The 13,596-nt window shown below is 40.5% G+C and carries 12 protein-coding genes; 3 read left to right on the forward strand and 9 right to left on the reverse strand.

Translation table 11 applies throughout. The annotated features are described in order from the left end of the window. Nucleotides 1-150 precede the first annotated feature (150 nt). Nucleotides 151-2,139, forward strand: coding sequence for a PTS system trehalose-specific EIIBC component (gene treP / locus AB3I00_RS03850; RefSeq protein WP_086286338.1), 1,989 nt, complete (start codon nucleotides 151-153; stop codon nucleotides 2,137-2,139). Nucleotides 2,140-2,223: 84 nt separating this feature from the next. Here the strand turns inward: treP and AB3I00_RS03855 are convergent, their stop codons facing one another. The 8 genes from AB3I00_RS03855 to AB3I00_RS03890 form a co-directional block, all read right to left on the reverse strand. Beyond that, complete coding sequence (locus tag AB3I00_RS03855; protein ID WP_002290524.1) at nucleotides 2,224-2,784, reverse strand: nucleoside triphosphate pyrophosphatase; 561 nt, start codon at nucleotides 2,782-2,784, stop codon at nucleotides 2,224-2,226. A 20-nt stretch (nucleotides 2,785-2,804) separates the two neighbouring features. After that, nucleotides 2,805-4,913, reverse strand: a complete 2,109-nt coding sequence (mutL, locus tag AB3I00_RS03860; protein WP_368024791.1) for a DNA mismatch repair endonuclease MutL — start codon at nucleotides 4,911-4,913, stop codon at nucleotides 2,805-2,807. Nucleotides 4,914-4,930: 17 nt separating this feature from the next. Then, nucleotides 4,931-7,576: a DNA mismatch repair protein MutS gene (gene mutS, locus AB3I00_RS03865; protein WP_024635713.1), complete on the reverse strand. Its 2,646-nt coding sequence runs from the start codon at nucleotides 7,574-7,576 to the stop codon at nucleotides 4,931-4,933. Next, complete coding sequence (locus AB3I00_RS03870) at nucleotides 7,560-7,976, reverse strand: YlbF family regulator (RefSeq protein WP_016628824.1); 417 nt, start codon at nucleotides 7,974-7,976, stop codon at nucleotides 7,560-7,562. The genes mutS and AB3I00_RS03870 overlap by 17 nt, the downstream gene beginning before the upstream one ends. Then, complete coding sequence (locus tag AB3I00_RS03875; RefSeq protein WP_002290518.1) at nucleotides 7,951-8,748, reverse strand: TIGR00282 family metallophosphoesterase; 798 nt, start codon at nucleotides 8,746-8,748, stop codon at nucleotides 7,951-7,953. The genes AB3I00_RS03870 and AB3I00_RS03875 overlap by 26 nt, the downstream gene beginning before the upstream one ends. Nucleotides 8,749-9,034: 286 nt before the next feature. After that, on the reverse strand, nucleotides 9,035-9,808 hold the full coding sequence (locus tag AB3I00_RS03880) for a Cof-type HAD-IIB family hydrolase (RefSeq protein ID WP_002315544.1): 774 nt from the start codon (nucleotides 9,806-9,808) through the stop codon (nucleotides 9,035-9,037). A gap of 19 nt (nucleotides 9,809-9,827) precedes the next feature. Further along, nucleotides 9,828-10,463, reverse strand: coding sequence for a DNA alkylation repair protein (locus AB3I00_RS03885; protein WP_002290514.1), 636 nt, complete (start codon nucleotides 10,461-10,463; stop codon nucleotides 9,828-9,830). 28 nt (nucleotides 10,464-10,491) lie between these two features. Beyond that, on the reverse strand, nucleotides 10,492-11,343 hold the full coding sequence (locus tag AB3I00_RS03890) for a formate/nitrite transporter family protein (RefSeq protein WP_368024792.1): 852 nt from the start codon (nucleotides 11,341-11,343) through the stop codon (nucleotides 10,492-10,494). Between the two features lie 261 nt (nucleotides 11,344-11,604). Here AB3I00_RS03890 and rpsD point away from each other — a divergent pair, with 261 nt between their 5' ends. Together rpsD and AB3I00_RS03900 are read left to right on the forward strand one after the other, a co-directional pair. After that, a complete protein-coding gene (gene rpsD / locus AB3I00_RS03895) occupies nucleotides 11,605-12,216 on the forward strand; it encodes a 30S ribosomal protein S4 (protein WP_002294265.1) in 612 nt (203 codons plus the stop codon). A 138-nt stretch (nucleotides 12,217-12,354) separates the two neighbouring features. Continuing rightward, entirely contained in the window at nucleotides 12,355-12,894 is a 540-nt protein-coding gene (locus tag AB3I00_RS03900; protein ID WP_002315542.1) for a biotin transporter BioY, read from the forward strand. Between the two features lie 74 nt (nucleotides 12,895-12,968). On the opposite strand, the gene AB3I00_RS03905 is transcribed toward AB3I00_RS03900, so the two are convergent. Continuing rightward, a complete protein-coding gene (locus AB3I00_RS03905) occupies nucleotides 12,969-13,478 on the reverse strand; it encodes a QueT transporter family protein (RefSeq protein ID WP_002290510.1) in 510 nt (169 codons plus the stop codon). Between the last annotated feature and the right edge of the window lie 118 nt (nucleotides 13,479-13,596).

Raw genomic sequence — 13,596 nt, forward strand, 5'->3', positions numbered from 1 at the left:
TTTTTAAGAAAAGCTTATTTTATGCTTTTTAAAACGATATCATTTTTCTGGATGTTTTTGAATAAAACGCTTGCAATTCTTCCTAAAAAAAAGTATAGTAAACGAAGAAGTAACTTGCATAGACAAGTTAAAAGAAAGGGGTTTATTGATATGGCAAAGTATCAAGCAGATGCCGAGAAACTGCTACATGATATCGGCGGAAAAGAAAATATTGCTGCAGTTAGTCATTGTGCAACTCGTATGCGTTTCGTCCTAAATGATCCTGGAAAAGCAGATCAAAAAGCAATCGAAGATATTCCTAGCGTGAAAGGGATGTTCACGAATGCTGGGCAGTTCCAAGTCATCATAGGAAATGATGTTTCTACTTTTTATAACGACTTCGTTGCAGTATCCGGCGTTGAAGGGGTTTCCAAAGAACAAGGAAAAGCAGCAGCAAAACAAAACCTTCATCCCGTACAACGCGCCATTGCCGTCTTGGCAGAAATCTTTACACCACTGATTCCTGCAATTATCGTCGGCGGATTGATCCTTGGGTTCAGAAATGTACTTGAAGGTATCCAGTTTGAAAGTCTTGGTGGAACGATCGTTGAACACTCGCAATTTTGGAATGGCGTCAATGCCTTTTTATGGCTGCCAGGTGAAGCAATTTTCCATTTTCTTCCAGTAGGTATCACTTGGAGTATTGCGAAAAAGATGGGTACTACACAAATATTAGGAATCGTTTTAGGAATTACATTAGTTTCTCCGCAATTATTAAATGCTTATAGTGTAGCTTCCACAGCCGCAGCAGATATTCCATTTTGGGATTTTGGTTTTGCTCAAGTCCAAATGATTGGTTATCAAGCACAAGTTATTCCAGCTATGCTGGCAGGGTTTATGTTAGCGTATCTAGAGATTTTCTTCCGCAAATATATCCCTCAGTCGATCTCAATGATCTTTGTTCCATTGTTTTCATTGTTACCAACTGTTTTAGCTGCTCACGTTATTTTAGGTCCTATCGGCTGGACAGTCGGAAGCTGGATTTCAACTATCGTAAATACCGGGTTGACGTCTTCTATCAGCTGGTTGTTTAGTGCTGTATTCGGGTTCCTGTATGCACCTTTAGTAATTACTGGTCTCCACCATATGACCAATGCGATTGATATGCAGCTGATTGCAGATTTCGGATCAACGAATTTATGGCCGATGATTGCTTTATCAAATATCGCCCAAGGCTCTGCAGTCTTAGCCATCGTCTTCTTGCATCGTGGGAACAAAAAAGAAGAACAAATCTCGATTCCAGCAATGATTTCTTGTTACTTAGGTGTAACTGAACCTGCTATGTTCGGAATCAATTTGAAATACGTCTATCCTTTCGTCGCAGCAATGGTCGGTTCTGGATTAGCTGGCATGTTTGCCAACTTGATGGATGTTCGAGCAAACGCGATCGGAGTAGGTGGTTTACCAGGAATACTAGCCATCCAAGCAGAAACATGGGTACCTTTCATCATCGCAATGATCATCGCTATCATCATTCCATTTGGCTTGACGATCGTCTTTAGACGTCAGGGAATCTTGAATAAGATTGATCCTGCTGTTCCTGAAAATGCTGCTGATGTACAGCTTCAAACAGCGAATGGCGCAACAGCAACACCACAGTCTTTCGAACCTGTTTCAGCAACTGGTACGGCAGTTGCAACAAAAGAAACATTATTCGCAGTGGCTGCTGGGAACATCAAGGAAATTACTGAAGTAAATGACCCAGTTTTCTCACAAAAAATGATGGGTGACGGTTATGCTGTCGAACCGTCAAACGGCAAAGTCTATGCACCAGTAAATGGTAAAGTGACGAGCGTCTTTGAAACAAAACATGCCATTGGTATTCTTTCTGATGAGGGGCTGGAAGTACTTGTTCACATGGGATTAGATACCGTTGAACTAAAAGGCGTTCCTTTCACTGTATTCGTGAAAGAAGGAGATCTTGTCACACCAGAAACTCTGATTGCTGAAATGGATTTGCCAGAAATAGAACAAGCTGGTAAGAAAACTGACATTATTGTTGCTTTAACTAATAACGAAAAAGTTGCTGATCTATCCCTTGACCAATCAGGACTTGTTCGCCCAGGCGAAGCAGTCGGTAACGCTGAAGTAAAATCTTAATCAGAGTAGATAAGTAATCTTTTCAATAAAAAAGACGGGCTATCATGGATTTTCAATCGAAAATCAGATAGTCCGCTTTTTTGTTTAATTGAATGTTTTCAGTGCCTGATTGACAGCACCAATCGGAAACCCTACGATACTGTAGTAATCTCCAGAAATTTCTTTGACGAATACACTTGCAGCATTTTGGATGCCGTATGCCCCTGCTTTATCCGCATAGTCTCCCGTCTCCAAGTAACGATTGATTTCTTCATCTGTCAGTGGATAAAAAGTGACATGTGCTTCTGCTAGTATTCGTTCTTCTCGCTCCTTTGTTTTTAAAACAACTGCTGTGTATACAGTATGTGTTTCCCCGCTTAATTTTTTCAACATGACTTCAGCCTCAGCCATATCTTCTGGTTTACCCATGATCTCCTGGTTGAGAACAACAGTCGTGTCGCTAGCAATCACTAAGCTGTCTTTCTTTTCTTTTTGTTCCCAAACAGTTCGTGCTTTTTCTTCAGCCATTCTGCGTACATAATCGACTGGCAGTTCGTCTGGAAATGGCGTTTCATCAATATCAGCAGGTTCGATCTCGAATTCTGAAACGATGTGAGCCAATAACTCTTTTCTTCTTGGTGATTGAGATGCTAGTATAATCTTCATGTTTCCCTCTTTTCTCTGACTTAATGCGGGTCTTGGATCCGTTTGAACATTCTTTCCATATCCGAGTTGGTAAAGTGAATCAATACTGGGCGGCCATGGGGACAATTGAACGGATTTTCGCATTGTGCTAAATCTTTCAGCAGCACACGTGCTTGTGCTTCATTCAAATAATGGTTGGCTTTGATCGATCGTTTACAGCTCATCATGATTGCTGTTGCTTCACGGAATTTTTTTACGCTCACACTTCCTGTCGTCAGTAGCATGTCGATCATCTCGCGAATAATCGATTCTTCTTCACCATTGGGATACCAAGTAGGATGAGCCCGTACAATAAAGCTGTTTTGACCAAATTCTTCTAAATAAATCCCTGCGTCTTCTAGCAAATGCTTTTGCTCTTTTAGTTTCAAAGCATCACTGTTTGGATAGTCCAACACAAATGGAACAAGCAATTCTTGCAGATCATCAGATACTTCCCCAATTTTTTCCCGAAAATATTCATATTTGATACGCTCTTGAGCAGCATGCTGATCGATGATGTACAATCCGTCGCTACTTTGGGCAAAAAGATACGTTCCGTGCATCTGTCCAAAATATTCCAATTGAGGAAAACGTTGAACTGGTTTTTCCGTTTCTAGTTTCTTGATCGCTTGTTCTAATGTTTTGTCGTTTCCTTGAGTGAAATCAAATTCAGGATGGAGTGTCAATTCTTCCTCGTAAATCTGCTCATCCTCTTCCAAGGATATATCTATTTGTTCTTTATTTGTTTCTTCCATGTTATCCACAGTAGTAATTTCTTTCTTTTCAGATTTTTCCACTGTTTTTTCTACAAAGTTATCAACATTTTCACCAAACTTATCCACCGTTTTCGCTGTTTTTTCTGGATAACTGGTGTTTTCTTCAGAAAAACCAGAAAAGTTTTCAACATTTTCCACAGACTTATCAACAGATCTGTCAACAAATGTGCTCTTTGGTTCTTCTACAAAAAAGGTTCCTGTCTCTCGGTCAAAATTCAAACTACTTGGCTTTTTAGGTTTTTCTTCTTCAAAAGCGTAGGACAAATCGATTTCGATTTGTTCCGTTTTAGGCTGATCTGGTACTTTTTTCTTGAACCGTAGATTATCCGCGGCACTTGGGATCAGGTTTTCTTGGGACAATGCTTGTTGAATGGCGTTACTAATTAGCTCTGTTAGTTCTTTTTCCTTCGACAACCGGACTTCCTGCTTCGTCGGATGGACATTTACATCGACTAAAAGCGGGTCCATCTTGATTTCCAATATAGCAATAGGAAAACGGCCGACCATTAATTTTGATCCATAACCTGCAACGATTGCTTTATTTAAGGAAAAGTTCTTGATAAAACGTCCATTGATGATCGTCGATAAGTAATTCCGACTGGCACGAGTCACTTCTGGTAATGAAACATAACCAAATAACTCAAAATCTAGATCTTTTCCTTCGATTTTCAGCATTTTTTTAGCGGTAGATAACCCGTAGATTCCCGCAATCGTTTGTTTCAGATCGCCATTTCCAGCAGTTGCCAACATTTTGTTTCCATCATGTACTAAACGAAAAGCGATTGATGGGTGACTTAATGCCAGACGATTGACGATGTCCCCGATGTTCGCTAATTCTGTGTGCAGTGTTTTCACGTATTTCAAGCGGGCTGGCGTATTGAAGAACAGGTTGCTGACGGTAATCTTCGTTCCTTGACGCAGAGGCGCTGGCCGATGCTCCAAGACCTCACCGCCTTTGAGCGAAAGATAAGTACCTTGTTTTTCTTCCTGATTCGCCGTTTCCAGAGTCATTTCAGAAACAGAGGCAATACTTGGCAAAGCTTCCCCTCGAAAGCCCAGCGTTCGTATGCGAAAAAGATCATCGCGATTATGGATCTTACTTGTCGCATGCCGCTTGAAGGCATTCTCTACGTCGTCTGCCAAAATGCCTTCTCCGTTATCAATCACTTGGATCGTCCGCAGTCCCGCTTCTTCAACTAAGATATCAATCTGAGTACTACCGGCGTCAATTGCATTTTCCACTAATTCTTTCACGACGGAAGCTGGTCGTTCCACTACTTCTCCCGCAGCGATCTGATTAGCTAAACGTTCAGATAATTCTTGGATTTTGGCCATCGATATCCGCCTTCTTCCTACAGTTGTTTTTGTAATTCATATAATGTGTTTAGTGCATCCATTGGCGTCATTTCTAGTAAATTTATTTGCTTCAGTGATTCAATGACTTCTGTTTCATTTTCGGATAATTCACCGAATAAAGAAAGTTGTTGGTTTTCTTCTTTGACACTGTCTTGTATAGGGTCTTGGTTTACTTTTTCTGCAGGTGGTTTTATTTGCTCCTGTTTGGCTGTTTTAGTCTTCTCTTCTATTTCAGCTGGAACAGTATGGTGTCCGTTATCGCCATTTTCTAGCGTATGCAGGATATCTGCTGCTCGCTCTAGTAGATTGGCAGGCAATCCTGCGATTTTTGCCACATGTATACCATAGCTTTTATCCGCAGGTCCATCCATCATTTTATGCAAGAAGACAACTTCTCCGTCTTTTTCAACAGCTCCAACATGGACATTTTTAAGCTGCGGAAGTTCTTTTTCAAGTACCGTCAGTTCATGATAATGGGTAGAAAAGAGTGTTTTTGCTTGTACATGACGATGGATATATTCGATGATTGCTTGGGCCAACGCCATTCCGTCATAGGTTGCTGTTCCTCGCCCGAGTTCGTCAAACAAAATCAAACTGTTTGGCGTAGCATAACGCAGGGCTTGATTGGCTTCCATCATCTCTACCATAAAAGTACTTTGTCCAGCAATTAAGTCGTCACTTGCACCAATTCGGGTAAAAATCCGATCAAAAATAGGTAAAACTGCTTGTTTTGCCGGAACGAAACAGCCCATTTGCGCCATCAGAACAGTTAATGCCAACTGGCGCATATACGTACTTTTACCAGACATATTCGGTCCTGTGATCAGCAAGATCATTTCGTCTTCTGCCATTTCTACGCTGTTAGGGATATATTCCTGATGTCCTAATACTTTTTCTACTACAGGATGTCGCCCGTCTTTGATCAGAAGCTGATGCTTGTCACTGACAAGTTCTGGCCGAACATACTGATAGCGTTCGCTGATCGTTGCAAAACTTTGTAGCACATCTGCTGCGCTGATTGCTTTTGCAAGTACTTGTAGCGGCTGGATAGCCTTTTTGACTTCTTCTCTCACAGCTAAAAACAACTGATATTCTAAATCAACAGATTTTTCTTCTGCTTCGAGGATTTGTGTCTCCAATTCTTTTAGTTCTGGTGTGATGAAACGCTCTGCATTTGCTAAGGTTTGTTTTCGTTCATACTTCTCCAGCTCTGCATTTCCAAGATTTGCTTTTGTGATTTCTATATAATAACCGAAAACGCGGTTAAATCCGATTTTTAAGTTCTTGATTCCTGTTTCTTGACGCTCTTTTGCTTCAAGTTCTGCTAGCCACTTCTTTCCGTTTCTCATAGCAGAACGGTACGTATCGAGCTGCTCATTGAATCCATCTTTGATGATGTTTCCTTCCGTTATTTGTAACGGCGGATCATCTTGGATAGCTTGGTCAATCAATTGGACGAGATGGTCCATCGGTTGCATTTCTGAAAGCAGACTTTGCCATTGACCTTGATCGATTCCTTCAATCAACCCTCTGATCATTGGCACTTGTTCTAAAGAAGTTTTCAACTGGATCAAGTCTCGCCCATTGACATTACCGAAAGCTACTCGACCTGCTAGGCGTTCCAGATCATAGACTTTCGTTAATGCTGACTGCAAATCGATACGTTCAAAATAACTGTCTAGCAAAGAAGCGACCATTTCTTGTCTTGCTTTAATTTGTTTTGCCTGGATAAGCGGACGGTCTAGCCATTGTTTTAATAAACGGCCGCCCATTGCTGTTTTTGTTTCATCTAATAACCATAGAAGCGTGCCGTGCTTTTTCCCAGTCCGAATAGATTGGCTTAATTCTAGGTTGAATTTTGAATAATAATCCATTTTCAAAAAATGATCTGGCTGGTATTCTACTGCTTTTTGGATATGCGCTAAACTCCGCTTTTGTGTTACCGCTAAATAAGTCAATAGTTTGCCGGTTGCTTCTTTTTCCAGCGGATCGACTAGTTCGCTTGTCAAAAAGCTAAATTCCGCGTTTTCTTCCATCTCATTTTGTTGAGAAAAGACTAGCCCTAAACGCCCGCTTAGCTGTTCACGAAGGGTATCAGTGATCTCACTGCCTAATACGAGTTCTTTTGTCTGCAATGCAGAGGCTTCATTTAAAACAGCTTCTTCATCATGCAACCGAGCCGTCTTCAATTCTCCCGTACTTAGATCGGCATAAGCAAAGCCAAATTCATTTCCTTGACTAACTACAGCTGTTAAAAAATTGTTGTCTTTTGCCGACAATCCTTTGCTGTCCATGACTGTACCAGGAGTGACTAGCTGGATCACTTCGCGCTTGACCATCCCTTTAGTCGTCTTTGGATCTTCTACCTGCTCGCAAATCGCTACTTTATAGCCTTTTTCAATCAAGGCATCGATATATCCTTGTGCTGCATGGTGAGGGACACCGCACATAGGAATAGGTTCTTCTGCATTTCGATTTCTGCTCGTCAACGTTAATTCCAAAAGCTGTGATGCCTTGATCGCATCTTCATAAAATAATTCATAAAAGTCTCCTAAACGATAGAACAAAAAAGCATCTTGGTATTGTGCCTTGATGCTTAGATATTGTTCCATCATAGGAGTGTTTTTAGTTTTTTGAGGCATGTTTTTCCTCCTCTATTTGTCCATTGATTTCTTCTTGTATCATCGTTGTTAAATGATGAAGCAGATCATCTGCTTCCAAAAGCTGTTTTCTATAAGCTATAACAAGCGGATGCTGATCAAATTCTTTCATGAATTGATCCGCTCGCTTGATTGCTTCTTGTTCTGCTGCTGGTTTGTCATAGTGGGCAAAATGAACAGCTTCTTTTTGCGCTTGTTTGATTTTCTCTCTCAACTCAGTTAAATACTGGTTTTGATGGATCTTTTCTTCAAGTTCTTTGTAGCGAATGATCGTTTCATTTTCTCTTAAAAGTTTTGTCAGTTTCCTTACTTCTTTTTGAATTTCCGGCTCCTGCTGCAAAAAACTGCCTCTCTTTCTACTCCATGAACGGTCGATCCTCATTGATTTGAATCAGCTGGATTTCTTTTGCATGACCTGTCGTATCATCCAATTCTAAGATACAGCCGCTTAAAATCGATCGGCCTTGTTCGACAACTTCAAAACGTTTTGGTAATGCGGTCAGAAACTTTTCGATCACAGGTTCTCTGCGCATACCCAAAATACCATCATAGGGTCCTGTCATCCCAACATCTGTCAGATACGCTGTGCCTTTTGGCAAAATTCGCGCATCATTTGTCTGGACATGTGTATGTGTACCGACCACTGCTGAAACTTTCCCATCTAAAAACCAGCCCATCGCTTGTTTTTCACTTGTTGTTTCTCCATGAAAATCTACAAAAATGATTGGCGTACGTTTCCTAGCTTCTTCTACTAGTTCCTTCATTTTACGGAAAGGATCATCCAAGTCCACCATGAAAGAACGAGCTTGCATGTTGATTACTGCCAATTCGATCTGATTCACTTTGACAAAGACCATCCCTTGTCCAGGCGTCCCTTCCGGAAAATTTGCCGGCCGAACCATCTTTTTGGCTTCATTTACAAACTCAAAGATCCCGCGGTTGTCCCACGTATGATTCCCCATCGTCACGACGTCTACACCGTCTTGCAAAAATTTTTTATAGATTTTTTCTGTGATTCCACGTCCAGAAGCGGCATTCTCACCATTTACGATCGTTACTTGCGGACGATACTTCTTCTTCAACCTAGGAAGATATTCAGTAATCATCTCTCGTCCCATTGAACCTACTACATCACCAATAAACAATACCCGCACACTAAATTCCTCTTCTCTTTTAACATCACTCTATATTATAGTTGTTTTCAATAAGAAAGAAAAGGTCAAACAAAAGGAACTCTTTCCTGATATTTCTTAGATTTGAAAAATAAAATAAAGAAATGGGACTGTGGCAAAAATCTTGTCACAGTCCCATTTCCCGAATAAACGTTGTTCCATCTGCTGCTTCTGCGGTAATAAGCCCAGCCAAACGAAAAATAGGAGGAGCTATTTTTGTTTGGCTGTTCTTATTACTTGATGCAGAACAGCTTTTTCACAACCTCTTTTAAATCACACTTAACTCTTTCAATGCCTTCCAGATACCATCTTGATCATTTGTATCAGTGACCATCTTGGCTTCTGCTTGTACTTCTGGCACAGCATTCCCCATAGCTATTCCGATTCCTGACATACGCAACATTTCACGGTCATTTTGTCCGTCACCAAAGCTGATAATATCTTCATGCGGAATACCTACTTGTTCTGCTAAGTGTAGGATCGTCGCCGCTTTAGAACCGTTTTGGGGAACGACATCTACACTGTTCTCATGCCAGCGGACAAATCGAATCTTATCATATGAGGAGAATTTTCCATCATATGTTTGATCGAAAAATGCTAACGCTTGATAGATTTCTTGTTCCTCTGCAAAAAACTGATCTAGTTCAGGCAAGACAGCACCGAAAGAATGCATCGCCTCTTCCATCACCGTTACATCATTGGAAGAAGAACGTTTGATATTGTCTAAGCTGACAAAAGCTGTGTCGATCTGTTCATGATGCGCTTCCTCGACGAATGCATCCAACTGTTCGCGATCTAGTAAGTTCTTATATACTTGTTCATGGTCTAAAAAACCGGCCGCTCCATTACATAAAATGTAGTTCGTAAAATCCAGATCTCGAATGACTTCTTGCGCATGGAATCGGCTCCGCCCTGTAGCAATCGTGACCAGATGACCGGCTTTGCGTAATTTTTCCAATGCTTCTCTCGTGCTATCTAAAGCTTGTTTATTTGAATCTAACAACGTTCCATCAATATCAAAAGCAAATAATTTGCGTCTCATCTCTTGTCGTCTCGCTTTCTTATAAATACTTGCTTGCCTCGCGAACAGCTAACTTGCTCAAATCTGTTGTCAGCTGACTTTTTACCCAAGCGGCATCGGTCTTACTATAATCACGCAATGCCCAACCGATTGCTTTTTGGATAAAGAATTCCTTTGTTTGACGGTCTTCGTCTATTGCTCGGATCAATAGTGCTGTGTCTGTTTGCTGTTTATAACCTAATTGCAACGTGATTGCTATTCGACGCAACCAGAAATCTTCCTTTTTTTCGAACAACTGAAAGACTTCTTTACGTTGCTCTGGATGGGCTTTACACCATGTACTGTATACTTTTCTCCAAGAATCGATGCTGTCCCACCATTCTTTTTTCTGGACTAGTGGTAACAATGCAACTATCTCTTCAAAGGTAAGCCGTTTGATGTTTTTTTGGACTAAATCGATCGCCACATACTGATATTCTCTTTCGATTTGTTCATAATAATAATGAACAAAAGCTAAAACTTCAGAAACAGATAAATGTTTGCTTTCATCCAATAACGGCTGTTGCAAAAGAGCGCGTTCCGGCTTAGGTACCCCAGCAAAAGGAAAAAGATTTTTCATGTACTTTTCCATTTGTAACGCTTTTTCTTCATTTTTTGGAAAAACTAACACTTCCATGGTATTTCCTCCCTTAATGAACGACTTTTTAGTCCACATAGGATGATTTTGATTGATTCAGCCAAGCATAACCCAGTCCCATCACTAAACCGCCACCAATATAATTCCCTGCCAAAGCAAAAAACAAATTATGTAACACATTGCTGGCTGTCATTCCGTCCATCTGTCCATGAGAAGCAAAGTAAGCAAGCGTAAAGGCAGGAAAATTCGCTATCACGTGTTCATATCCTAGAAAAGCAAAAATGAAAATAATGAATACGACCGTGATCACTTTCCCAGCATCCTCTTTCATCCGCATGCTGATCAGTACAGCGGTATTGACAACGATATTCGCAAACATTCCTTCCACCAAAATCGTTGTTGCAGGTTTTGCTAGTTTTACTGCTATTGATTCTAACATAAAGTTGTCCAACGTTAAATCTTGAAATGGCGTCGTCATAGAAATAAGAAATCCACATAACATACCGCCAATCATATTGAAAAAAATACAGGCAAATAGAATCTTGGCTGCCTTACTTAAAGCAAGTCTCTGCCGAAAAACACCCACGGTCATATAAAGCATATTCGATGTTCCTAATTCGGCGTTCATGTATAGAATCATGACCAGACCCCAGCTGAACATAAATGCGTATAAAATCTTTCCTAGACCGTGCGCAATATCTTCCCCCTTCATCGCGATCGCAAATGCCACAGCCGTTCCTAAAGTCAAAAACAAACAGGCAAGAACCGCTCGAACAGCGTAACGTGAAAAGCTGTTTTCAAAAAGGTTCGCCTTCTTTTCAATTGAAGCATCGATTTTCTCAAATAATGGTGATACCGGATTCATTGATTTTCTCCTTAAACTTCCTTCATTTTTTTCCATTTGCACATACCTTCTCATTTTATAAAGATAGCCTAGGTTTGTAAAGCGTTTTTACGTACTAATTATCTTGACATTCATGGATGATCTATCATATACTGTAGTTTGTGTAAAATAATGCAGCAGAAAAATAATAACTCATCCCTAGTTTGTTGCCCCGTCTCGGGTTCGATTGTGTAACCGCGGCTGCAAAGGTGAAGATTGAAGAACAAACTATATGATTATGAATTTTTCAACGGATTATTTTACTCCAAAAACTTATATTCATTGGAGGAAATTTTAATGTCTCGTTATACAGGACCATCATGGAAAATTTCTCGTCGCTTAGGCATCTCATTGTCAGGCACAGGAAAAGAATTAGCACGTCGCCCTTACGCACCAGGTCAACACGGACCTAACAGCCGTGGCAAACAATCAGAATACGGCATGCAATTAACTGAAAAACAAAAACTTCGTCACATGTACGGAATGAACGAACGTCAATTCCGTAACTTGTTCGTAAAAGCTAGCAAAATCAAAGAAGGTAAACATGGTGTTAACTTCATGATCTTACTAGAACAACGTTTAGACAATGTTGTTTACCGTTTAGGACTTGCAACGACTCGTCGTCAAGCACGTCAATTAGTTAACCATGGTCACATTTTAGTTGATGGCAAACGCGTTGATATCCCTTCATACCACGTAGAAGTGGGTCAAGTGATCTCAGTTCGTGAAAAATCACAAAACATCGTAACAGTAAAAGAAGCTGTAGAAGCAACTGTTGGACGTCCAGCATTCGTAAGCTTTGACGCTGAAAAATTGGAAGGTTCATTGACTCGTTTACCAGAACGTGACGAACTATATCCAGAAATCGACGAAGCTCTTGTCGTTGAATACTACAACCAAAGCCTATAATTTCAAAAGCTTTCTTGAAAAAGACCGCTATCTATTGGATAGTTGGTCTTTTTTTTATTTTCTATTTACAAAGCAATCACTTTGTTTTACAATTTCGTTAACCAAATAAAAATATTAAGTTAACGAAAAGAGGGCATTATGAACCGAACATTGAAAGAATTGATACTGGCTGCGGAATTTGCCGCGATTATTTCTGTCCTTTCTCAGATGACCATTCCTTTTGGTTTGGTTCCTTTGACAGGGCAAACATTTGCTATTGGACTGACAGCCACTTTTCTCGGAAGAAAACTGGGATTGATATCGGTTACAGTTTATCTTTTACTGGGTTTGATCGGTCTTCCTGTATTTTCAGGGATGACTGGAGGCATAGCTGTTTTATTTGGTCCAACTGGCGGATATTTGATTGGATTTCTCTTTCAAACATGGCTAACTGGCTGGATGATCGAAAAAACAGACGCTCATTACTTGTACGCAATCTTTGCCAATCTAATGGGCTCTCTTGCCGCCTTAGTCTGTGGGACGATCTGGCTGAAGATAAGTGGCGATCTTACTTTTACAACTGCATTTGCCAGTGGGCTGCTGCCTTTTTTACTGCCGGAAGCAATCAAAGCAATTGGAGCAGCCTATATCGGTGTCTTGATGAAAAAACGGCTAAATCGATTTCTTCGAACGAATTGAGCAAAAAAGCAGCATGGAAGAAGACTCAACATCCGGTCTCTTCCACGCTGCCTTATTTTAATTTAAACAGATCTTTATTTTGTCAAATCTACTTTTTTACCGATCCAATAAATAATTATCCCACCGACAATCATTGATGCCAGTTCTCCTAAAGCAATCACCCACCAATTCAAGAAAAAAGGTAGTTGATATAAAATCGTTAGCTGACCAGCTACTGTAAACATGGAAAAAGCAAATACGCATGCTGTCACAGCCATTTTGATTTTCATGTTTTTGATGCGACTAGTGATTTTATAGTTGATAAGCAATACAATCAGCGTGCTGACGCTTCCTACTACAACATCTATCAGTCCAAGAGGAGAAGCAATATTAGCCAAAGCTACTCCCGCTGTTACCGCGGCGATGTATCTTTTGTTATATAAGGACAGATAGTTGAACATCTCCGAGAGACGAATCTGAATCACTCCAAAGCTAAAAACAGACAAAACCAGCGTCACTGCCACATATAAACCAGTGACTAGCGCCATCCGAGTCACATCTGTCGTTGTCCAGCGTTTGGCTGAACGGGTATTATTTTTTTCCATGTTCTATTTCTCCTTTGCAAGATAATTTTATCTTGGTAATGACTGCGACCAAAGGATGGGAAGAAAATTCCAACTGAAGTGCCGCAGAAGGTTGTGAAAAAGCTGCCCTGCAACAAGT

Source organism: Enterococcus sp. C76 (assembly GCF_040886985.1).
GTDB classification, from domain to species: Bacteria; Bacillota; Bacilli; order Lactobacillales; family Enterococcaceae; genus Enterococcus_B; species Enterococcus_B lactis.